This is a genomic window from Cupriavidus sp. KK10, from assembly GCF_018223725.1.
GTDB classification, from domain to species: Bacteria; Pseudomonadota; Gammaproteobacteria; order Burkholderiales; family Burkholderiaceae; genus Cupriavidus; species Cupriavidus necator.
Genome location: NZ_CP073677.1, coordinates 4840194 through 4861475, shown reverse-complemented (window position 1 = coordinate 4861475; position 21282 = coordinate 4840194). Strand labels below are relative to the sequence as shown.

Genomic DNA, 21282 nt, shown 5'->3' with positions numbered 1-21282 from the left:
GGGCAATGGCTCGTGTCAAGCCATGTTGCACCGCGCAGACAAAAAGGACTCCCGAACACGCGGAGACTTCATAATATCGAATCATTGCAGACAGGGAGAATGAAGTTGCGTTTCGAGCACTTGGTTGAGATCAACGATCCGGGCAATCCTCAACTGGATCTGCTGACGCCTGACCAGCTGTGGCAAGGGCTGGTGCTGCGCGCCGAGTCGCCCGAACTCTTCGTGCTGGGGCTGGACCGCGCCGAGGTAGTCGGCCGCGGCGACAACTGGATCGATCGCGTGCTGCATTTTGGCGAGGCGTCGATCCAGGATCATGTGGTATTCGAGCCGCGCCGGCAGGTGCGCTATGAAACCGCGGCTACGGCCGAGCATGCCGGCGGCACGCTGACCATGGCGATCGAGACCCCGGGCCCGGGCGCGCTGCTGCTGCGCTTTGTCTACAACACCACCATGCCGGCGGTCGACGCCAGCGGCGATGACCGCTACGCCGAGATCGTCAAATCCGCCTACCACGAGGCCGATATCGACACCGTGCGCAAGATCCGCGAGATCGCTGACACCGGACGGCTGGGGTGAGCGAGGGCTCCGCCACGCCGGAGGGTTCCGGCCAGCGGCCGGGTCTGCCGACCCGGCTGGCGCTGCGTGAGCGCTACGGCGAGCGGCTGCGCTGGCTGGTGCTGGTGACGCTGATGCTGGGCACGATCTCGTCGATCGTCTCGTCCACCATCATCAACGTAGCGATTCCGGACCTGAGCCGGCACTTCGTGCTGGGGCAGGAGCGCGCGCAATGGGTGGCGGCCAGCTTCATGATCGCGATGACGTTGTCGATGCTGCTGACGCCCTGGCTGCTGAATCGCTACGGGCTGCGCCGCACCTTCCTGGGGGCCTCGCTGCTGCTGGGCGCGGGCGGGTTCTTCGGCGGCTTTTCACCGACCTACGGCGTGATGATCGCGATGCGCGTGGCCGAAGGCATCGCCGCGGGCATCATGCAGCCGCTGCCCAATATCCTGATCCTGCGCGTCTTCGAAGAGCGTGAGCAGGGCAAGGCGATCAGCATGTTCGGCTTTGGCGTGGTGCTGGCGCCGGCGCTGGGGCCCAGCCTGGGTGGTTTCCTGGTCGAGGCCTTCGGCTGGCGCTCGATCTTCTTCGTGGTGGTGCCGCTGACGCTGATTGGCGTGCTGATGGCGCGGCGCTTCATGGCGGTGGACTCGATCATGATGGGCGAGCGCCAGCCGCTGGACTGGCGCGGGCTGGGCCTGGCCGGCATTGCCACGGTCAGCCTGCTCAACGGCGTGGTCGAGATGCGCGACAGCGTGCCCGCAGGCCTGGCGCTGTCGGGCTTCGGCGTGCTGATGCTGGCGGCGTTCGTGCTATGGCAGCTGCGCGCGGCGCATCCGCTGATGAACCTGCGGCTCTACAGCTACCGGCAGTTCGCGGCCGGGGCGGTGGTGGCCTTTATCTACGGCGCGGGGCTGTTCGGCTCGACCTACCTGCTGCCGATCTATATGCAGATGGCGCTGGAATACACGCCGTCGCGCGCGGGCCTGGTGCTGTTCCCGGCGGGCGTGGTGCTGGCGCTGACGATTGCCGTATCGGGGCGCTTCACCCACAAGATCGCGCCGCATGTCCAGGTGTCGTTCGGGCTGGCGCTGCTGTCGCTGTCGTTCCTGCTGATGGCGCTGGGCTCGCGCGCCACGCCTTATCTGGTGCTGGTGGCACTGGCGGTGCTGGGGCGGATCGGGCTGGGCTGCATCCTGCCGTCGCTGACGCTGGGGGCAATGCGGGGGGTGGACTTCACGCTGATCGCGCAGGGCTCGAGCTGCATCAACTTCCTGCGCCAGCTGGGCGGCGCCATCGGCGTGAGCCTGGCCGGCGTGGGGCTGCAATGGCGGCTGGCGGAGCACGGCGCGGTGCTGGGCCAGGCCGGCGACGCCGCCGTGCAGGCGGCGCGCATCCGGGCCTTCGATGAAACCTTCCTGGCGGTGGGTGTCGTGATCGCCAGCGCGATGTTCGCGGCGTGGCGGATCCGGCCGCGGCCGGTGCCGGCGGCCTGAAGCCGCCGGGCCTGGCTGCGCCGGCTTAGCTGGCTGCGCCGCTGCGCAGTTCTTCCACCAGCGCGATGTACTGCTCCATCGCCTGTTCGCGCGCGGTGCCGCGCAGGGCTTCCCAGGCTTCAAACTTGTAGCGGCCGACAAAGTCGGTCATGCCGGGCTTGTCGCCGTGGGCATCGCCTTCGCTGCCTTGCTTAAACAGCGCGTACAGGCGCAGCAGGGACATGTTGCTGGGGCGCTCGCTCAATTGCTTGACGTCGATCTGGGCCTGGTCGAAGCGTGCCTGCAGGTCGCTCATGGGGTTCCTCCGTAGGTGCTGTCTGGATTGCGAAAGTTCAGGCCGATGATAGCCGCCCGGCGCCGCCGCGCCGTCCGTATAAAACCGAAGAAGCCCTCGATTCCGGGCGTCACCGGATACAATCGCGCCATGTCCTGGATTCTTGCTGTTGAAACTTCTACAGAGTGGTGCTCGGTCGCGCTCGGACGTGCGGTGCCGGGTGCCGGAGTCGAGTGCCTGGTGCGCCATGAGCACACTGGCGCACGCTCGTCGGCACGCGTGCTGCCGGCTGCCGGCGAACTGCTGGCCGAAGCCGGCATCGCGCTGGCGGACTGTGCTGCGATTGCCTTTGGCGCCGGCCCGGGCTCGTTCACCGGCCTGCGCACCGCCTGCGGCGTGGCACAGGGGCTGGCCTTCGGCGCCGGGCTGCCGGTGGTTCCGGTCAATACCCTGATGACCTGCGCCGAGCGCGCGCGGGCCGCCACCCCGGCGCTGCCGGACGATACCGCGGTGCTGGTGGCGCTGGACGCGCGCATGGATGAAGCCTATTCCGCTGCTTTCCGCTGGCATGCCAGCGCGCGGGAATGGGCGGAAGTTACGCCGATGCAGGTCAGCGCGCCGGAAACCGTGCCGCTGCCCGACGGCGAATTCTGGCTGGCCGGCAACGCAGCCACCGTCTTCGGCGAGCGGCTGGCGGGCCTGGCGCGCGCCGCGCGCGTGCTGCCGGAGGCGATGCCCCATGCGCAGCCGATGGTCGCGATTGCACTGCGCGCACTGGCGCGCGGCGAGGCCATCGACGCTGACCAGGCCATGCCGATCTACCTGCGCGACAAGGTCGCCCAGACCATCGCCGAACGCGAAGCCGTCGCTGCCGCCCGTGCCGCGGCCCAGGCCGGGAGCGCATCGTGAGTGCAGCCTATCCGCTCGATCACCGCAACGACTGGCCGGCCGTGCCCGCCATGCCGGCGCTGCCGGTCGGCTGGGCGCTGGGCCGCATGAGCGCGCTCGACCTGGAGGCCGTGGCAGGTATCGAGGCGCGTGCCTACAGCCATCCGTGGACCCGCGGCAATTTCGAGAACTCGGTCAAGTCCGGGCATCTCGGCCTGACGCTGCGCGACCCGGTGGGCTCGCTGGTGGCCTACGCCGTGCTGATGCCGGTGGTCGATGAAATGCACCTGCTCAATATCACCGTCGAGCCGCAGCGCCAGCGCCAGGGGCTGGGGCGGCTGATGCTGGCGGTGGTGCTGGCCACCGCGCACGCGCACCGCATCCATACCATGCTGCTGGAAGTGCGGCCGTCCAATACCGGGGCGATCGCGCTGTACCAGGCGGCGGGGTTTGCCGAGATCGGGCGCCGCAAGGGCTATTACCCGGCCCTGGGCAGCAAGCGCGAGGACGCGCTGGTGCTGCGCCGCAACTGGCCGGCGGAGGCCGCCGCCAATGAAGGCACGGAGGGCAGGGCATGAGCCGCCGCGCACAGTTCCTGGAAGTCCTGGGCATCCCGACCGAATGGGTGCCGCGCGAGCGCGCGGATGCGCAGGCAGACGCCGCGCCGGAGGCGGCCGTGGCGCAGGCAGCGATGGCTGTTGCCGAGGCGCCTGTGGCCGAGTTTGCCGCAGTGGTTGCGGAACCCGCCATGCCGGTGCCGGCGCCGGTGGCGCCGCCTGTCTCCCGGACACCGGTTGCGCCTGCCCTGGTCCCCGCCGGTCCGGAACCCGGCTCGGCGCAAGCGGGGCGCGAAGCTGCCATCGCCAGCATGGAATGGCCGGCGCTGGACGCCGCCGTGGCAAGCTGCACCGCCTGCGGCCTGTGCCAGAACCGCACCAATACCGTATTCGGGGTGGGCGACCGCCAGGCCGAATGGATGCTGGTGGGCGAAGCCCCCGGCGAGAACGAAGACCTGCAGGGCGAGCCCTTCGTCGGCCAGGCCGGCAAGCTGCTCGACAATATGCTCGGCTCGCTCGGGCTGGCGCGCGGGCGCAATGTGTTTATCGCCAACGTGCTCAAGTGCCGCCCGCCCGGCAACCGCAACCCGGAGCCCGAAGAGGTGGCGCAGTGCGAGCCGTTCCTGCGCCGCCAGATCGCGCTGGTGAAGCCCAGGGTGATCGTCGTGCTGGGCCGCTTTGCGGCGCAGTCGCTGCTGCGCACCACCACGCCGATCGGCAAGCTGCGCGGCACCGTACATAGCTATGAAGGCATCCCCGTGGTGGTGACCTACCATCCGGCTTACCTGCTGCGCACCCTGACCGACAAGGCGCGCGCCTGGGAAGACCTGTGCCTGGCCAGGGAGGTTCATGACCGTGCGGGAGCTGGGGCCTGATCTCTCCCTGACCCGCGGCGGCGACGGCAACAGGCCGTCGGGCCCGCCGCTGTGGCGCCGCGCCGCGTCGGCGCGCACGCGCGACCTGGCCTGGACCACGCTCTCGCCGCCGTTGCTGGCGGCGGTGCCGGGCGCGGCCCCGGCACGCTGGCCTGCCGGCACACTGGCCGCCTGGCAGCACTGGCTGGAAGCCGCGGACCCCGCCACGCTGCCCGCCACCATCGACGAACTGGCCGACGGCCACGCCGCCCCCTCCGCCGACGACCCCGACCAGGACCCCGCCAGCCGCAGCCTGCGGCTGGGCCGCCATGCCGAGCGGCTGCTGCATTTCGCGCTGCGCCATATGCAGGGGCTGTCGCTGCTGGCTGCCAACGTGCCGGTGCGGCGCGCAGGGCGACAGGGTATCCGCACGCTGGGCGAGCTGGACTTTATCTGGCGCGAGCAGGCGTCGGGCGCGGTGGTCCACTGGGAGATGGCGGCCAAGTTCTACCTGATGGCGCCTGGCGTCAGCCAGGTGCCGCGGGCGCAGGATTTCGTCGGCCCGAACCTGGTCGACCGCCTTGGCGACAAGCTGGGCCACATCGTGCACCGCCAGCTCCCGCTGGGCTGCACCGCGGAGGCACAGGCCCTGCTGGGACATACGGTGGACCGCAGCGAGGTCTACCTGCTGGGGTGGCTGTTCTATCGCGATGGCCGGGTGCCGCCGGGGCTGGATGCGCTGGGCATCGCGCCAGACCATCTGCACGGCTGGTGGTCCACGCTCGACGGCTGGGCCGCCCGCGCAGCCGCGCGGCCTGGCTTGCGCTGGTGCCGCCTGCCGCGTACCGGGTGGTTATCGGGCGCGCTGGTGCCCGAAGCCGGCACGGAAGATGTCGGCGCACTGCATGCGATGCTGGCGCAGCGCTTTGCCGACCCGCGCCATGATCACGGCTGGCGGCGCGAATCGCCGGTGATGTTGTGTGAACTGGAGCCGGCCGGGCCAGAGGCGCCGGGCTGGTGGCGCGAATTCTCGCGCGGGTTCGTGGTGCCGCCGGGGTGGGAAGAGCGTGCGCTGGCACGGGCGGCGGAGCCGTCCAGGCCAGGGCAGCAGGCCGCGCCGGGCGACACGGCCTGAGCCACTCGCGCCGGCTGCAGGCAGATGGACGCGGGAGAGACCCTAGTGGTGCTTGTCCTCGCCGATCATCGCCAGCGAGTTGAAGGTGCGAACGTTGTACTTGTGCAGCTTGAGCACCAGCGCCATGGTCACGCAGATAAACAGGCCCAGCGCGATGATGACCACGCCGATCGGCACGTTCAGCTTGATCAGCAGCGCATACAGGCACAGCATCAGCAGCACCGAGACGTTCTCATTGAAGTTCTGCACCGCGATGGAGTGGCCGGCCGACAGCAGCACGTGCCCGCGGTGCTGCAGCAGCGCGTTCATCGGCACCACGAAGTAGCCCGACATGGCGCCCACCACCATCAGGAACACATAGGCGATGGCCATGTACAGCGGCATATGCATGCCCAGCACGTCCAGCGTGACATGGGGCATCGCATCCTTGGTGTAGAACGCCATGATCATCACGGTGGCGCCCATGGCCACGCCAAAGGGCAGCACCGACAGCGACTTGCGCAGCGGGATGCGCGCCGCGGCCAGGATCGCGCCCACGGCCACGCCCACGGCCACCACGGCCTGCAGCAGCGCGCCCTGGGACAGGTTCAGTCCCAGCGACTTCTCGGCCCACTTCAGCACGATGAACTGCAGCGTGGCGCCCACGCCCCAGAACAGCGTGGTCACCGCCAGCGAGATCTGGCCCAGCTTGTCGCGCCACAGCGCCACGAAGCAGTCGCCGAACTCTGCGATCAGCCTGATCGGGTTCTTTTCCTGCGCCGGATAGCGGGCGCCGGTATCGGGGATAAACAGGTTGAAGATCGAGGCGACCACGTAGAACAGCATGATCACCACCATCGCGGCTTCGGCCGGGGTGTCGATGCCGGTGTTGATGAGGGGGACGTCAAAGCGCAGCAGGAGGCTGGAGATATGCACCGAGATCAGCGCGCCACCCACCACGGTGCCCAGGATGATCGAACCCACCGTCAGCCCCTCGATCCAGCCATTGGCCATCACCAGTTTCTCTGGCGGCAGCAGTTCGGTCAGGATGCCGTACTTGGCCGGCGAGTACGCGGCCGCGCCGAATCCCACCACGCCATACGCCAGCAACGGGTGCAGCCCGAACATCATGATGGCGCAGCCGACCACCTTGATGGCGTTGGTGATGAGCATCACCCGCCCCTTGGGCATGGAGTCGGCAAAGGCGCCGACGAAGGCGGCGAGGACGACGTAGGAAAGGACGAAGAACAGCTTGAGCAGCGGGGTCATCCACTGCGGGGAATGCAATTCGGTGAGAAGGGCGATCGCGGCGATCAGTAAGGCGTTGTCGGCCAGCGAAGAAAAAAACTGCGCGGCCATGATGGTGTAAAAACCCTTCTTCATGCTGTCGACTTTTTCTCCATCGCGAACTCCGCTCAGGCTGGGCAGGCTAGCGCCCACCGGGGAGGCCATGGTTTGCAGGGAACCTTGTGCCGCGGCCGTGTCGAATTGTGTCTGAGGTGCTGCGCTGCGGCGTCTTGAGGCTTGCCTGACAGTCATTGACATAATGCTTCGCTTTTAGAACATGGCCGGAGCGTCCGGCTTTATATCACGAAAACATGACATTCCCGAACCCCGGCAAGGGCTCTTTTTGACAGCGGATTGCCGTGCCGATTCCCCAATGACCCCCGGCAACGGCATCCGAATGTGTTCAAATAACGACTGCGATCGCGACCAGCCGACCGGGTCTTCCCTGATCTGGTGCGTGGTCGAACCGATATGGTGACTGGGATACAAGGGCGTGCCAATTCCGCACATTCCCGCATGCCAGTCGCCGCAACATGCTGCTGTACACCGACAGGTGACGTTTGCGCCATCGATACTGAGACAGAGCCGTCCTTCCAGCGCCCGCGCCGGCCGCCCATCCCGCCGGCGCCGCCTGCTTGCTCGTCCGCTTCCTGAGATGTGACTCCCATGCCAAGACCCATCCACGCTGTCATCCATCAACCCGCCCTGGCCAACAATCTCGACATCATCCGCCGCAAGGCGCCGGATTCGCGCATCTGGGCGGTGGTCAAGGCCAATGCCTACGGCCACGGCATCCGCCGCGTCTTTGCTGCGCTGCGGGGTGCCGACGGCTTCGGCCTGCTGGACCTGAACGAGGCCGTGCTGCTGCGTGACCTTGGCTGGCAGGGCCCGATCCTGCTGCTGGAGGGCTTCTTCCAGCCGCAGGATGTTGCCGTCATCGAACAATACCGCCTGACCACCGCGATCCATTGCGACGAGCAGCTGCGCATGTTGGAAAGCGCACGCGCCAAGGGGCCGCTGGCCATCCAGCTCAAGCTCAACACCGGCATGAACCGGCTCGGCTTCCATCCGGCGGATTACCGTACCGCCTGGGAGCGCGCCCGTGCCATGCCCTGTGTAGGCAGTATCGTCCATATGACGCATTTTTCCGATGCGGATAGTGCCCGAGGCGTCGCCCACCAAATCGAGGCGTTCGATGCCGCCACGGCGAACCTGCCGGGCGAGGCCAGCCTGTCGAACTCGGCCGCGGTGCTGTGGCACCCGCAGGCGCACCGCGCCTGGGTGCGCCCCGGCATCATCCTGTACGGCGCCTCGCCGACCGGGCGCGATGCCGATATTGCCGGCACCGGCCTGCAGCCCGCCATGTCGCTGCACAGCGAACTGATCTCGGTGCAGGACCTGCAGCCGGGCGATACCGTCGGCTACGGCTCCTTGTTCACCGCCGAGCGGCCGATGCGCATCGGCGTGGTGGCGTGCGGCTATGCCGACGGCTACCCGCGCCACGCGTCGGGCTGGGGCGAGCAACGTGCGCCGGTGCTGGTCGATGGCGTGCGCACCGAACTGGTCGGGCGCGTGTCGATGGACATGCTGTGCGTGGACCTGACCCCGTGCCCGAAGGCCAAGGTCGGCAGCCCGGTCACGCTGTGGGGCCAGGGCCTGCCGATCGACGAGGTGGCGCAGGCCAGCGGCACGGTCGGCTACGAGCTGATGTGCGCGCTCGCGCCGCGCGTGCCGACCTCGGTGGCGACGATCACGGCTTCGGACAGCGCCGCGCCTGCCGTGGCCTGATCCGGGGCGTTGGTGCGGGCGCAGGCCCGCGCACTTACCATCTGCCGGCCGGGCCACTTGTGGGCCCGGCTCGTTTTTTCCTGCAAGGACATCCGTTGGCCAAGACCAAGACTGTCTATACGTGTACTGAATGCGGCGGCACCACGCCGCGCTGGGCCGGCCAGTGCCCGCATTGCCAGCAGTGGAACACGCTGGTTGAGACGGTGGCCGAGTCCGCCGCGAACAAGCGCTTCCAGCCGCTGGCCGCCTCGGCCACGGTGCGCAAGCTGTCGGAGATCGATGCCGCTGACGTGCCGCGCTTCTCCAGCGGCATCGATGAATTCGACCGCGTGCTGGGCGGCGGCCTGGTGTCGGGCGGGGTGGTGCTGATCGGCGGCGATCCCGGCATCGGCAAGTCCACGCTGCTGCTGCAGGCCCTGGCCAACCTTGCGGGCCAGCGCCGCGTGCTCTATGTCAGCGGCGAAGAATCCGGTGCGCAGATCGCGCTGCGCGCGCAGCGGCTGGGCGTGGAAAGCCCGTCGCTGGGGTTGCTTGCCGAAATCCAGCTGGAGAAGATCCAGGCCACGCTGGAAGTGGAAAAGCCCGAAGTCGCGGTAATCGACTCGATCCAGACGCTGTACTCCGAGGCGCTGACCTCCGCACCGGGCTCGGTCGCGCAGGTACGCGAATGCGCGGCGCAGCTGACGCGCATTGCCAAGAGCAGCGGCATCACCATCATCCTGGTCGGCCATGTGACCAAGGAAGGCAGCCTGGCGGGTCCGCGCGTGCTGGAGCATATCGTCGATACGGTGCTGTATTTCGAGGGCGATACCCACTCGTCGCACCGGCTGATCCGCGCCTTCAAGAACCGCTTCGGCGCGGTCAATGAGCTGGGCGTGTTTGCCATGACCGAGCGCGGCCTGCGCGGCATCAGCAATCCGTCGGCGCTGTTCCTGTCGCAGCACGAAGAGACCGTGCCGGGCTCGTGCGTGCTGGTGACGCAGGAGGGCACGCGTCCGCTGCTGGTTGAGATCCAGGCGCTGGTCGATACCGCCCATGTACCCAACCCGCGCCGGCTGGCGGTGGGCCTTGAGCAGAACCGGCTGGCGCTGCTGCTGGCGGTGCTGCACCGGCACGCGGGCATTGCCTGCTTTGACCAGGACGTGTTCCTGAACGCGGTGGGCGGGGTCAAGATCACCGAGCCCGCCGCCGACCTCGCGGTGCTGCTGTCGATCCATTCATCGATGCGCAACAAGCCGCTGCCGCGCGGCCTGGTGGTGTTCGGCGAAGTCGGCCTGGCCGGCGAGATCCGCCCCAGCCCGCGCGGGCAGGAGCGCCTGAAGGAAGCCGCCAAGCTGGGCTTTACGATCGCCGTGATTCCCAAGGCGAACGCGCCCAAACAGAAGATCGACGGGCTCGAAGTGATCGCGGTGGAACGCATCGAGCAGGCCATCGACCGCGTGCGCCATCTGGACTGAGTATGGACGACGGCATCGCCTTCGAGACCGAACGCCTGCGGCTGCGCCAGTGGCGCGAGGCGGACTATGCGCCGTTTGCCGCGCTCAATGCCGATGCGCAGGTGATGCGCTATTTCCCTGCGCCGCTGACGCGTGTTGAAAGCGATGCGATGGCCGACCACTGCCGCAGCCTGATCGCAGCGAAGGGATGGGGCGTCTGGGTAGCGGAGCGCAAGGCGGACGGTGTTTTCCTGGGGTTTGTCGGACTGCACGAGCCCACCGCGGCGCTGCCGTTCGCGCCTTGCGTGGAGATCGCCTGGCGCTTGGCGCGGCACGCTTGGGGCAGCGGCTACGCGACCGAGGCGGCACGCGGCGCGCTTGCCTGGGGCTTTGAGCGGCTGGGGCTGGATGAAATCGTGTCCTTCACGACACTCGCCAATTCACGCTCGCGGGCGGTCATGGAAAGGCTCGGCATGCGCGAGGATGCCGTGGGCTTTGAGCATCCCGCATTGCCGCCAGGGCATCCGTTGCGGCCCCATTGCCTGTACCGTTTGCCGCGCACGGCGTGGCAGGCAGCCGGCGGGTAGCACCCCTGCGTCAATCCGCCACAGGGCAGGGGGCTTGCGCTGCGTGTGACGCCAACTGCAGGCGCTGCAAAATAGGTAATAATGCGCAGCAATGCCGCGCCATCCACTGACGGCACCGATTATCGGAACACCTGATCGCCAACCATGCAAGCCAACTCCCGCGCCTACTTCCTGCTGATCGCCCTCGTTTCCTTCGGCCTGGTCGGCGTTGCGCTCTACCTGCAGTTTGAAAAGGGCTACCAGCCCTGTCCGCTCTGCGTGATGCAGCGCTTCGCCTTTATCGGCATCGGCATCTTCTCGCTGCTGGCCGCGGTGGCGCAGAACACGCGCTCGCTGTGGCAGGGCCTGGGCATGCTCTCCGGCATCGCCGGCATTGCGGTGGCGGTCTACCACGTGTCGCTGCTGCTCAATCCCAAGGCCAGTTGCGGCATCGACCCGCTGGAAAACTGGGTCAACGCGCTGCCGACTGCCAAGGCGCTGCCTCAGGTGTTCTACGCCGATGGCCTGTGCACCGCGCCGCTGCCGCCGGTGCTGGGGCTGTCGGTGCCGGCATGGTCGCTGATCTGGCTGTTTATCCTGACGCTGACACTGGCGGTGGGGTTGATCCGGCGCGAGAAGAATTTCCGCTGAGTCGGGAGCAAGCCATCGACATAAGAAACGGCGCCATTGGCGCCGTTTCTTGTTTGCGGTGGTGCGAGGGAGGGGACTCGAACCAGATTACGCAATCTGCTCGATCTGCTCCTGCAACTCCAGCCACTTCTCCTCAAGCGTCTCCAGCTCGCCATTGACCTCGCCCTGGCGCTTGAGCATCTCCATCAGCTTCGTCTTGTTGGCTTCGGCATAGCTGCTTTCATCGGCCATGAACTGGTCGATCTCCTCCTTGGCGGTTTGCAGCACCGCCATGCGCTTTTCCACCTTTTCCAGTTCCTTCGTCAACGGCTTGCGCAGTGCTGACAGCCGCTGGCGCTCGTCGGCCTCCGCGCGGCGCTGGTCCTTGCGGTTGACCGCCGCCGCGGCATCGCCGGCGTTCTCTGCCAGGTGCGCGGCGGTGGCGGCATTGCGCTTGGCCGCGGCCTGTTGCAGCAACCAGTCGCGGTAGTCGTCCAGGTCGCCGTCGAACGGCTTGATGGTGCCGTCGGCCACCAGCATGAACTGGTCGGCGGTGGCGCGCAGCAGGTGGCGGTCGTGCGAGACCAGGATCAGCGTGCCTTCGAACTGCGCCAGCGCCATGGTCAGCGCCTCGCGGGTATCGAGGTCCAGGTGGTTGGTCGGTTCGTCCAGCAGCAGCAGGTTGGGCTTCTGCCAGACGATCAGCGCCAGGGCCAGCCGCGCCTTCTCGCCGCCCGAGAAGGGCTCGATCGGCGCGGTGGCCATGTCGCCGCGGAAGTTGAAGCTGCCGAGGAAGTCGCGCAGCTCCTGCTCGCGGGTGTCGGGCGCCAGGCGTGCCAGGTGCTGCAGCGGCGAGTCGTGGTCGCGCAGTGTCTCCAGCTGGTGCTGGGCGAAGTAGCCGATCTGCAGGCCCTTGCCCAGGCGCAGCTTGCCCGTGAGCGGGTCCTGCGTGCCGGCCAGGGTCTTGACCAGCGTGGACTTGCCCTGGCCGTTGGCGCCCAAGAGGCCGATGCGCTGGCCGTTCTGGATCGACAGCGCCAGCTTGTGCAGGATGGTGACGGGCGGCTCGGCCTCGGCATATCCGCAGTCGACGCCGTCGAGCACCATCATCGGGTTGGGCGCGGCGTCGGGTTCGCGGAACTCGAAGGCGAAGCCGGCGGCCACGTGCACCGGCGCCAGCCGCTCCATCTTTTCCAGCGCCTTGACGCGGCTCTGTGCCTGGCGCGCCTTGGTCGCCTTGGCCTTGAAGCGCGTGATGAACGATTCCAGGTGCGCGATTTCCTTCTGCTGGCGCACGTAGGCGGACTGCTGCTGCGCCATCTGCTGCAGGCGCAGGGTCTCGAACAGCGTGTAGTTGCCGCCATAGCGGCGCAGTTGCTGGTTCTCGATATGCACGGTGACGTTGCAGATCGCGTCGAGGAATTCGCGGTCGTGCGAAATCATCACCAGCGTGCCGGGGTAGCGCGCCAGCCAGTCCTCCAGCCAGACGATGGCGTCCAGGTCCAGGTGGTTGGTCGGTTCGTCGAGCAGCAGCAGGTCGGACGGGCACATCAGCGCCTGCGCCAGGTTCAGGCGCATGCGCCATCCGCCGGAGAACGAGGCCACCGGCTGCGACACCTGCGCCAGCGTGAAGCCCAGGCCCAGCAGCAGGGCCTCGGCGCGCGCCGGGGCGGTGTAGCCGTCGGCGTCGGCAAAGGCGGCGTGGGCTTCGCCCTCGGCGCTGCCGTCGCCGCTGGCCTGTGCGGCGGCGATGGCGGCTTCGATCTCGCGCAAACGGGTGTCGCCATCGATCACGTAATCCACGGCGGTGCGGCTGACCGCAGGCGTTTCCTGCGCCACGTGCGCGACGCGCCACTGCGCCGGCACGATGACATCGCCCCCGTCCGGATGCAGTTCACCGCGCAGCAGCGCGAACAGCGTCGACTTGCCGCTGCCGTTGGCGCCGACAAGGCCCACGCGCTCGCCCGGGTTGAGCGTCACGCTGGTGTGGTCGAACAGCACCTTGGTGCCGCGCTGGAGGACTAGCTGGTCGATTCGGATCACGAGAGGGGGAAATGCCTGAGTGAAAAACAGAAAAAGCGCGGAGAAAGCGGGCAACCGCCGGGTCTGGTGCGCTGGCCGGCATTGTAGCGTTTCCGGTGCGCCGCACGCCGTGGCGGTGCAAAACAGCTCGGCAACGTGCACCGCCAATGTGCCTTCGTGCCTCGGCGATTCAGGGATTACCCTTGGTCTCGCAAAACTCTATTTTCTTGTTCGTGCGTTACGTGTAAATTCATTTTCACGAAAACGGCGCCCATCCGGTGACGTCCAGACCAACCGCTTCCACCATGCCAAAAGGCCATTCGATCTCAGACCGCATTGCGCGCAGCTTGCCGGCGCTGACGCCGGCGCACCGCCGCATGGCGGAATACGTGCTGGCCAATCTGTTCCGCGCGGCAACCATGCGCATCGACGAATTTGCCGCGGCGGTGGAGGTGTCGGTGGCCACGGCCAACCGCTTTGCGCGGGCGCTGGGGTTCGACGGTTATCCGCAGTTCCGGGCCGAGCTGGTGCGCGGCTTCGAAGCCACGCTGGCTCCGGTGGAGCGGCTGCGCAGCGAGCTGGAGCGGCCCGCGACCGCGGCCGAAGTCTTCGCCGCCTCGCTGGAAGATGCCGCGGCCAACGCGGAAGCCACGCGCCGCGGCATCGACCCGGAGGCCTGCGAGCGCGCGGTCTCGGCGATCCTGGCGGCGCAGCGTGTCTACGTGGCCGGTTTCGGCGCCAGCGGTTTCCTGGCGGGCCTGCTGCAGCACGGGCTGGAAATGCACTGCCGCATGGTGACCTCGGTGGCAGGCGCCGGCGGCGCCTCGCATGCGGCGCGGCAGTTGTTCAAGCAGCAGCCAAGCGACCTGCTGATCGTGATTGCCTTCCCGCGCTACGTCACGGACACCATCGAACTGGCCGAGCGGGCCAAGTCGCACGGCGGCCAGGTGCTGGCGCTGACCGACGGGCCGACCTCGCCGCTGGCGCCGCTGGCCGATATCGCGCTCTACGCGCAGGCCGGCAACCGGCTCTCGGCCAACTCCGATGCCACCGTGCTGGCGCTGATCGAGGCGCTGTGCGGCGCGGTGGCGCACCGGGCCGAGCGCCCGGTCAAGGCCGCTGCTGAAATGACTGAATTCCTGCTGCCGTGGCTGTACGGCGCGCCGGCCGCGGAGTCCGCCGGCCGTGCCGCGCCCGGCACCCCGCAGTCCACCGAACTCACGGCTGGCGCCAAGCGCGGCCGATCCTCCAACACCCGCAAGTCCTGAGCATCCACATGCAACCAGCAGTCATTGCCATCCACGGCGGCGCCGGCACCATCACCCGCGCGGCGATGGACGCCGCCCGCGAACGCGAATACATCGAAGCGCTGCAACACGTGCTGCAAGCCGGCCAGCGCGTCCTGGCCGAGGGCGGCAGCGCGCTCGATGCGGTCACCGAGGCGGTGCGCCTGCTGGAAGAATGCCCGCTGTTCAACGCCGGCAAGGGCGCCGTGCTGACCCATGCCGGCACCTATGAGCTTGATGCCGCGGTGATGGACGGTGCCACGCTGGAAGCCGGCGCCGTGGCCTGCGTCACGCGCCTGCGCAACCCGGTGCTGGCCGCGCGCGCCGTGCTGGACCACAGCGAGCACGTGCTCTTTGCCGGCGCCGGCGCCGAGGCATTTGCCGAAGCGCAGGGCCTGGAACTGGTGGCGCCGGACTATTACTTCACGCAGGCTCGCCACGATCAGTGGCAGCGCGCTCGCGGCACCGCAGGCATGGCGCTGCTGGACCACGACGCCGCCGCGCTGGCCGCGCAGGGCAAGGCCAGCGCGGCCGATCCGATCGATCCCGACAGCAAGTTCGGCACCGTCGGCGCGGTCGCATGCGACAGCCGCGGCAACCTGGCTGCTGCCACCTCCACCGGCGGCGTCACCAACAAGCGCGTGGGCCGCGTTGGCGATACGCCGGTGATCGGCGCGGGCTGCTATGCCGATGACGTCGCGGCCGTGTCGGCGACCGGCACCGGCGAAATGTTCATCCGCACCGTGGCCGCGTACGACGTGTCCGCGCAGATGCGCTACGCCGGCCTCTCGCTCGAGGATTCGGCCCGGCGCGTGGTGATGGAAAAACTGCGCGCCATCAACGGCCGCGGCGGCCTGATCGCGGTGGACCGCGCCGGCAACGTCACGCTGCCGTTCAACACCGAAGGCATGTATCGCGGTTTCGCCCGGGTGGGCGAGGCGGTGAACGTGTCGATCTACGGCTGACCTGCACCGCACCTGCAAGTCCGAGCATCAAGCAGCAATACAAGGAGTTCCAGTGGCCACTACCCCTGCGCAATCGCACGCTTCCGCATCCGGCACCGCTCTGCCGCCCGAGCGCGTCGTCTCGGTGAACGGGCTGACCGTGCGCTTTGCTACGTCCGAGCGCACCGTCGAGGCCGTGCGCAACCTGTCCTTCCATGTCGACCGCGGCGAGACGCTGGCGGTGGTGGGCGAGTCGGGCTCGGGCAAGTCGGTCACGTCGCTGGCGCTGATGCGCCTGGTCGAACATGGCGGCGGCAAGATCGTCTCTGGCAGCATGGCGCTGCGCCGGCGTGGCGGCGAGGTGCTCGACCTGGCGCGCGCGGATAACGCCACGCTGCGCAGCGTACGCGGTGCCGACGTGGCGATGATCTTCCAGGAGCCGATGACCTCGCTCAACCCGGTGTTCCCGGTGGGCGAGCAGATCGCCGAATCGATCCGGCTGCACCAGGGCAAGAGCCGCGCCGCGGCGCGCGCTGAAGCGCTGCGCATGCTGGAGCTGGTGCGCATCCCCGAGGCGCGCCGCGTGCTGGAGCGCTATCCGCACCAGCTCTCCGGCGGCATGCGCCAGCGCGTGATGATCGCCATGGCGCTGTCGTGCAAGCCGGCGCTGCTGATTGCCGACGAGCCCACCACGGCGCTGGACGTGACCATCCAGGCCGAGATCCTGCAGCTGATCCGCGGCCTGCAGGCCGAGATGCACATGGGCGTGGTCTTCATCACCCACGACATGGGTGTGGTGGCCGAGGTCGCCGACCGCGTGCTGGTGATGTACCGCGGCGAGAAGGTGGAAGAGGGCACTTCGGACGATGTGTTCCGTGCCCCCGCCCATCCGTACACGCGCGCGCTGCTGTCGGCGGTGCCGCGCCTTGGCGCCATGAGCGGCACCGACCTGCCGGCCAAGTTCCCGCTGCTGCAGCTGGACAGCGCCAACGCTGAGCCGGTCGCGCCGCAGGACACCGTTACCCCGGGCGTTGCTCCCATCCTGCGCGTGCAGGACCTGGTGACGCGCTTCGACGTGCCCGGCGGCCTGTTCGGCCGCGTTACGCGGCGCGTGCATGCGGTCGAGCAAGTCAGCTTCGACCTCTATCCCGGCGAGACGCTGGCGCTGGTGGGCGAGTCCGGCTGCGGCAAGTCCACCACGGGCCGCTCGCTGCTGCGCCTGGTGGAAAGCCAGAGCGGCACCATCGAGTTCGCCGGGCAGAACATCAGCAAGATGGAAGGGCCGGCGCTGCAGACCCTGCGCCGCAATATCCAGTTCATCTTCCAGGATCCGTTCGCCTCGCTCGATCCGCGCGTGCCGGTCGGCTATTCGATCATGGAGCCGCTGCTGGTGCACAAGGTGGCCAGCGGCAAGGAGGCCGAGCAGCGCGTGGCCTGGCTGCTCGACAAGGTGGGGCTGGACCCCTCGCACGCGGCGCGCTACCCGCACGAATTCTCCGGCGGCCAGCGCCAGCGCATCTGCATTGCGCGCGCGCTCGCGCTGAACCCCAAGGTGGTGGTGGCCGATGAATCGGTGTCCGCGCTGGACGTGTCGATCCAGGCGCAGATCGTCAACCTGATGCTGGACCTGCAGCGCGAGCTTGGCATCGCCTTCCTGTTTATCTCGCACGACATGGCGGTGGTGGAGCGCGTGAGCCATCGCGTGGCGGTGATGTACCTGGGCCAGATCGTCGAGATCGGGCCGCGCCGCGCGATCTTCGAAAACCCCCAGCACCCCTACACGAAGAAGCTGATGTCGGCGGTGCCGATTGCCGACCCGGCGCGGCGCCACCTGCGGCGCGAGCCGCTCAACGACGAGATCCCCAGCCCGATCCGCGTGGTCGGCGACGAACCGGTGGTGCAGCCGCTGGTCCAGGTCGCCGGCAGCGGGTCGCTCGGCCATTATGTCGCCCGGCATGCCGTCGGCGGCGCTTATTGAAGTCCTGGAAGTCAAGAAGTTACCAAGGAGATTCGACGATGTCTGCACGTATGGTTTCGCCCCGATGGATGGCCGGCGCCTTTGCCGCCGGCGCGCTGGGCATGCTGGCTTCGGCCCCTGTTTTCGCCGCCAAGGATGCCGTGATGGCGGTGAGTTCGACCTTCACCTCGCTGGATCCGTACGATTCGAACGACACGCTGTCGCAGGCGGTCGGGAAGAGCTTCTACCAGGGCCTGTTCGGCCTGGACAAGGACATGAAGCTGGTCAATGTGCTGGCAGACAGCTACGAGGTGAGCAAGGACGGCCTGACGTATACGATCAAGCTGAAGAAGGGCGTCAAGTTCCACGACGGCACCACCTTCGATGCCGCCGCCGTCAAGGCCAACCTGGACCGCGTCACCAACCCGGCCAACAAGCTCAAGCGCTACACGCTGTTCAACCGTGTCGCCAAGACCGACGTGGTCGATGCCAATACCGTCAAGGTCACGCTGAAGGAGCCGTTCTCGCCGTTCATCAACGTGCTGGCGCACCCGTCGGCGGTGATGATCTCGCCAGCCGCGCTGCAGAAGTACGGCAAGGACATTGCCTTCCACCCGGTGGGGACCGGCCCGTTCGAGTTCGTTGAATGGAAGCAGCCCGACCACCTGAAGGGCAAGAAGTTCGCCGGCTTCTGGAAGACCGGCTACCCGAAGATCGACACCATCACCTGGAAGCCGGTGGTGGACAACAACACGCGCGCCGCGATCATGCAGACCGGCGAGGCCGACTTCGCCTTCAGCATCCCGTTCGAGCAGGCCGCGGTGCTGAAGAACAGCCCCAAGGTGGATCTGATCGCGTCGCCGTCGATCATCCAGCGCTACCTGTCCATGAACACCATGGTCAAGCCGTTCAACGACCCCAAGGTGCGCCAGGCGATCAACTACGCCATCAACAAGGACGCGCTGGCCAAGGTCGCCTTTGCGGGCTACGCGGTGCCGGCCGAAGGCGTGGTGCCGCCGGGCGTGGACTACGCCGAGAAGCTGGGCCCGTGGCCGTATGACCCGGCCAAGGCGCGCGCGCTGCTGAAGGAAGCCGGCTACCCGAACGGCTTCGAGACCACTCTGTGGTCGGCCTACAACCACACCACCGCGCAGAAGGTGATCCAGTTCGTGCAGCAGCAGCTGCAGCAGGTCGGCATCAAGGCCTCGGTGCAGGCGCTCGAGGCCGGCCAGCGCGTGGAGAAGGTCGAGAGCGTGCCGAAGCCGGAAGATGCCGGCGTGCGCATCTACTACATCGGCTGGTCGTCGTCGACCGGTGAATCGGACTGGGCGCTGCGTCCGCTGCTGGCTTCCGAGTCGATGCCGCCCAAGCTGCTGAATACCGCGTACTACAAGAACGACCAGGTCGACGCCGATATCGCCGGCGCGCTGCGCACCACCGATCGTGGCGAAAAGGCGCGCCTGTACAAGGACGCCCAGGAACGCATCTGGAAGGATGCGCCGTGGGCCTTCCTGGTGACCGAGAAGGTGCTGTTCGCGCGGAGCAAGCGGCTGACCGGTGCCTATGTGATGCCGGACGGGTCGTTCAATTTCGACGAGATCGACATCAAGCAGTAATGGGTAGATGGTCGGGCGCCGGCAGTACCAAGGTGCCCGATCCACGCTATCCCATCCCAGAGCAGTAAGCAGTAAAGCAGTAAGCCGACAGACGGCCGCCTGCCCGCGACGCGGGGTTCGCAGGCGGGCGGCCCGCGGCCTTTCCTCTTGGTGTGTCATGCTGAATTACTTCCTAAAACGTGTGCTGGGCGTGATCCCCACGCTGCTGATCGTGGCAGTGCTGGTGTTCCTGTTCGTCCACCTGCTGCCGGGTGATCCGGCGCGGCTGGCGGCGGGCCCGGAGGCCGACTCGGCCACGGTCGAACTGGTGCGCAAGGACCTCGGGCTGGACCGGCCCATGCACGAGCAGTTCGTCAATTTCTTCTCCAACGCGGTCCGCGGCGAGTTCGGCCATTCGCTGCGTACCAAGCGCCCGGTAAGCGAGGAGATCGGCGACCGCTTCATGCCCACGCTGCTGCTGACGGTGACGTCGATGGCCTGGGCGGTGGTGTTCGGCATGGTGATCGGGATCGGCTCGGCCGTGTGGCGCAACCGCTGGCCGGACCGCTTCGGCATGACGCTGGCGGTGTCGGGGATTTCGTTTCCCGCCTTCGCGCTGGGCATGCTGCTGATGGAGGTGTTCTCGGTGCAACTGGGCTGGCTGCCATCGATCGGCGCCGACAGCTGGAAGCACTACGTGTTGCCGTCCATCACGCTGGGCGCGGCGGTGGCCGCGGTGATGGCGCGCTTTACCCGGGCCTCGTTCGTCGAGGTCTTGCAGGAAGACTTTATCCGCACCGCCCGTGCCAAGGGCGTGCGCGAGACGCTGGTGGTGACCAAGCACGGCCTGCGCAACGCTATGATCCCGGTGGTGACGATGATGGGCCTGCAGTTCGGCTTCCTGCTGGGCGGCTCGATCGTGGTCGAGAAGGTGTTCAACTGGCCGGGCCTGGGGCGCCTGCTGGTCGATGCCGTCGAGATGCGCGACTACCCGGTGATCCAGGCCGAGGTGCTGCTGTTCTCGCTCGAATTCATCCTGATCAACCTGGTGGTGGACATGCTCTACACCGTGATCAACCCAACCATCCGCTACAAGTGAGGCCGGCATGACTGAGCTTTCCACGCCCGCCGCAAGTGAAGCGGCACCCGCCACTGCCCCCGTGCCGGAGGCCGTGCGCACGCCCTGGACCGAGTTCTGGCGCAAATTCCGCAAGCAGCACCTGGCGCTGGGCGCCGGTGCCTTCGTGCTGGTGCTGGTGGTGATTGCCATCGTGGCGCCGCATATCGTGCCGTACGACCCGGAGAACTTCTTCGACTACGACGCGCTCAACGCCGGCCCGTCGGCCGCGCACTGGATGGGAGTCGATTCGCTCGGACGCGATATCTTCAGCCGCATCCTGGCCGGCGCGCGCATCTCGCTGGCGGCGGGCTTCCTGTCGGTGATCATCGGCGCGCTGATCGGCACCGTGCTGGGCCTGCTGGCGGGCTACTACGAAGGCTGGTGGGACCGCATCGTGATGCGCATTTCCGACGTGCTCTTCGCCTTCCCGGGCATCCTGCTGGCGATCGGCATCGTCGCGATCCTCGGCAACGGCATGACCAACGTGATCTTCGCCGTGGCCATCTTCAGCATCCCGGCGTTCGCGCGGCTGGTGCGCGGCAATACGCTGATGCTCAAGCGGCTGACCTACATCGAGGCTGCGCGCAGCATCGGCGCGTCGGACTGGACCATCCTGATGCGGCATATCCTGCCGGGCACGGTGTCGTCGATCGTGGTGTATTTCTCGATGCGCATCGGCACCTCGATCATCACCGCGGCCAGCCTGTCGTTCCTGGGGCTGGGCGCGCAGCCGCCCACGCCCGAATGGGGTGCGATGCTCAACGAAGCCCGCGCCGACATGGTGACCGCGCCGCATGTGGCGATCTTCCCGAGCCTGGCGATCTTCCTGACCGTGCTGGCCTTCAACCTGCTGGGCGACGGCCTGCGCGACGCGCTCGACCCCAAGATCGACCGCCGTTGAACCTGAGCC

At 67.7% G+C, this 21282-nt stretch carries 19 protein-coding genes; 16 read left to right on the top strand and 3 right to left on the bottom strand.

Going from position 1 to position 21282, the window contains the following annotated elements; genetic code table 11:
• Window positions 1–99: 99 nt before the first annotated feature.
• Complete coding sequence (locus KB879_RS22630) at window positions 100–576, top strand: SRPBCC family protein (RefSeq protein ID WP_211979796.1); 477 nt, start codon at window positions 100–102, stop codon at window positions 574–576.
• Window positions 573–2054: a DHA2 family efflux MFS transporter permease subunit gene (locus KB879_RS22625; RefSeq protein WP_013957012.1), complete on the top strand. Its 1482-nt coding sequence runs from the start codon at window positions 573–575 to the stop codon at window positions 2052–2054. The genes KB879_RS22630 and KB879_RS22625 overlap by 4 nt, the downstream gene beginning before the upstream one ends.
• A 25-nt stretch (window positions 2055–2079) precedes the next feature.
• Here KB879_RS22625 and KB879_RS22620 read toward each other — a convergent pair whose 3' ends face one another.
• On the bottom strand, window positions 2080–2349 hold the full coding sequence (locus KB879_RS22620) for an acyl-CoA-binding protein (RefSeq protein ID WP_011615505.1): 270 nt from the start codon (window positions 2347–2349) through the stop codon (window positions 2080–2082).
• A gap of 129 nt (window positions 2350–2478) precedes the next feature.
• Between KB879_RS22620 and tsaB the strand changes: the two genes are divergently transcribed.
• The 4 genes from tsaB to KB879_RS22600 are packed head-to-tail and all read left to right on the top strand — an operon-like array spanning window position 2479 to window position 5762.
• A complete protein-coding gene (gene tsaB / locus KB879_RS22615; RefSeq protein WP_211979795.1) occupies window positions 2479–3237 on the top strand; it encodes a tRNA (adenosine(37)-N6)-threonylcarbamoyltransferase complex dimerization subunit type 1 TsaB in 759 nt (252 codons plus the stop codon).
• Window positions 3234–3794: a ribosomal protein S18-alanine N-acetyltransferase gene (gene rimI, locus KB879_RS22610; protein ID WP_211979794.1), complete on the top strand. Its 561-nt coding sequence runs from the start codon at window positions 3234–3236 to the stop codon at window positions 3792–3794. Before tsaB ends, rimI begins: the two co-directional genes overlap by 4 nt.
• Window positions 3791–4648 (top strand): uracil-DNA glycosylase family protein, encoded by an 858-nt coding sequence (locus KB879_RS22605; RefSeq protein WP_211979793.1) that lies wholly within the window; start codon window positions 3791–3793, stop codon window positions 4646–4648. Before rimI ends, KB879_RS22605 begins: the two co-directional genes overlap by 4 nt.
• On the top strand, window positions 4623–5762 hold the full coding sequence (locus tag KB879_RS22600) for a DUF1853 family protein (RefSeq protein WP_013957007.1): 1140 nt from the start codon (window positions 4623–4625) through the stop codon (window positions 5760–5762). Before KB879_RS22605 ends, KB879_RS22600 begins: the two co-directional genes overlap by 26 nt.
• 42 nt (window positions 5763–5804) lie before the next feature.
• Here KB879_RS22600 and lplT read toward each other — a convergent pair whose 3' ends face one another.
• On the bottom strand, window positions 5805–7124 hold the full coding sequence (gene lplT / locus KB879_RS22595) for a lysophospholipid transporter LplT (protein WP_041227955.1): 1320 nt from the start codon (window positions 7122–7124) through the stop codon (window positions 5805–5807).
• 570 nt (window positions 7125–7694) lie between these two features.
• Here lplT and alr point away from each other — a divergent pair.
• The 4 genes from alr to KB879_RS22575 all read left to right on the top strand — a co-directional run bounded on the left by alr (window position 7695) and on the right by KB879_RS22575 (window position 11469).
• Window positions 7695–8816 (top strand): alanine racemase, encoded by a 1122-nt coding sequence (gene alr, locus KB879_RS22590; protein WP_114130991.1) that lies wholly within the window; start codon window positions 7695–7697, stop codon window positions 8814–8816.
• Window positions 8817–8911: 95 nt separating this feature from the next.
• Window positions 8912–10273, top strand: a complete 1362-nt coding sequence (gene radA, locus KB879_RS22585) for a DNA repair protein RadA (protein WP_010810633.1) — start codon at window positions 8912–8914, stop codon at window positions 10271–10273.
• Between the two features lie 2 nt (window positions 10274–10275).
• Complete coding sequence (locus tag KB879_RS22580; protein WP_211979792.1) at window positions 10276–10839, top strand: GNAT family N-acetyltransferase; 564 nt, start codon at window positions 10276–10278, stop codon at window positions 10837–10839.
• A 144-nt stretch (window positions 10840–10983) separates the two neighbouring features.
• Window positions 10984–11469 carry a disulfide bond formation protein B gene (locus tag KB879_RS22575; RefSeq protein ID WP_010810635.1) on the top strand — a complete coding sequence of 162 codons (486 nt, stop codon included), beginning with the start codon at window positions 10984–10986 and terminating at the stop codon, window positions 11467–11469.
• 87 nt (window positions 11470–11556) lie between these two features.
• Here KB879_RS22575 and KB879_RS22570 read toward each other — a convergent pair whose 3' ends face one another.
• Window positions 11557–13491 (bottom strand): ATP-binding cassette domain-containing protein, encoded by a 1935-nt coding sequence (locus KB879_RS22570; RefSeq protein ID WP_013957002.1) that lies wholly within the window; start codon window positions 13489–13491, stop codon window positions 11557–11559.
• 284 nt (window positions 13492–13775) lie between these two features.
• Here KB879_RS22570 and KB879_RS22565 point away from each other — a divergent pair, with 284 nt between their 5' ends.
• The 6 genes from KB879_RS22565 to gsiD all read left to right on the top strand — a co-directional run bounded on the left by KB879_RS22565 (window position 13776) and on the right by gsiD (window position 21273).
• Complete coding sequence (locus tag KB879_RS22565; protein WP_013957001.1) at window positions 13776–14738, top strand: MurR/RpiR family transcriptional regulator; 963 nt, start codon at window positions 13776–13778, stop codon at window positions 14736–14738.
• An 8-nt stretch (window positions 14739–14746) separates the two neighbouring features.
• A complete protein-coding gene (locus tag KB879_RS22560; protein ID WP_013957000.1) occupies window positions 14747–15721 on the top strand; it encodes an isoaspartyl peptidase/L-asparaginase family protein in 975 nt (324 codons plus the stop codon).
• Window positions 15722–15773: 52 nt separating this feature from the next.
• A complete protein-coding gene (locus KB879_RS22555) occupies window positions 15774–17678 on the top strand; it encodes a dipeptide ABC transporter ATP-binding protein (RefSeq protein ID WP_249221177.1) in 1905 nt (634 codons plus the stop codon).
• A 38-nt stretch (window positions 17679–17716) separates the two neighbouring features.
• On the top strand, window positions 17717–19273 hold the full coding sequence (gene gsiB / locus KB879_RS22550; RefSeq protein ID WP_013956998.1) for a glutathione ABC transporter substrate-binding protein GsiB: 1557 nt from the start codon (window positions 17717–17719) through the stop codon (window positions 19271–19273).
• Window positions 19274–19430: 157 nt separating this feature from the next.
• The gene (gsiC, locus tag KB879_RS22545) at window positions 19431–20351 is read left to right on the top strand and encodes a glutathione ABC transporter permease GsiC (protein WP_013956997.1); all 921 of its coding nucleotides are present in this window, start codon (window positions 19431–19433) and stop codon (window positions 20349–20351) included.
• Window positions 20352–20358: 7 nt separating this feature from the next.
• Window positions 20359–21273 (top strand): glutathione ABC transporter permease GsiD, encoded by a 915-nt coding sequence (gsiD, locus tag KB879_RS22540; RefSeq protein WP_013956996.1) that lies wholly within the window; start codon window positions 20359–20361, stop codon window positions 21271–21273.
• Window positions 21274–21282: the final 9 nt, after the last annotated feature.

Coding starts and splice junctions, on each gene's coding strand:
- KB879_RS22575 (WP_010810635.1), top strand. CDS start 10,984: ATGCAAGCCAACTCCCGCGCCTACTTCCTGCTGATCGCCCTCGTTTCC.
- KB879_RS22605 (WP_211979793.1), top strand. CDS start 3,791: ATGAGCCGCCGCGCACAGTTCCTGGAAGTCCTGGGCATCCCGACCGAA.
- gsiD (WP_013956996.1), top strand. CDS start 20,359: ATGACTGAGCTTTCCACGCCCGCCGCAAGTGAAGCGGCACCCGCCACT.
- KB879_RS22580 (WP_211979792.1), top strand. CDS start 10,276: ATGGACGACGGCATCGCCTTCGAGACCGAACGCCTGCGGCTGCGCCAG.
- KB879_RS22600 (WP_013957007.1), top strand. CDS start 4,623: ATGACCGTGCGGGAGCTGGGGCCTGATCTCTCCCTGACCCGCGGCGGC.
- gsiB (WP_013956998.1), top strand. CDS start 17,717: ATGTCTGCACGTATGGTTTCGCCCCGATGGATGGCCGGCGCCTTTGCC.
- KB879_RS22620 (WP_011615505.1), bottom strand. CDS start 2,349: ATGAGCGACCTGCAGGCACGCTTCGACCAGGCCCAGATCGACGTCAAG.
- lplT (WP_041227955.1), bottom strand. CDS start 7,124: ATGAAGAAGGGTTTTTACACCATCATGGCCGCGCAGTTTTTTTCTTCG.
- alr (WP_114130991.1), top strand. CDS start 7,695: ATGCCAAGACCCATCCACGCTGTCATCCATCAACCCGCCCTGGCCAAC.
- tsaB (WP_211979795.1), top strand. CDS start 2,479: ATGTCCTGGATTCTTGCTGTTGAAACTTCTACAGAGTGGTGCTCGGTC.
- KB879_RS22630 (WP_211979796.1), top strand. CDS start 100: ATGAAGTTGCGTTTCGAGCACTTGGTTGAGATCAACGATCCGGGCAAT.
- KB879_RS22560 (WP_013957000.1), top strand. CDS start 14,747: ATGCAACCAGCAGTCATTGCCATCCACGGCGGCGCCGGCACCATCACC.
- KB879_RS22565 (WP_013957001.1), top strand. CDS start 13,776: ATGCCAAAAGGCCATTCGATCTCAGACCGCATTGCGCGCAGCTTGCCG.
- gsiC (WP_013956997.1), top strand. CDS start 19,431: ATGCTGAATTACTTCCTAAAACGTGTGCTGGGCGTGATCCCCACGCTG.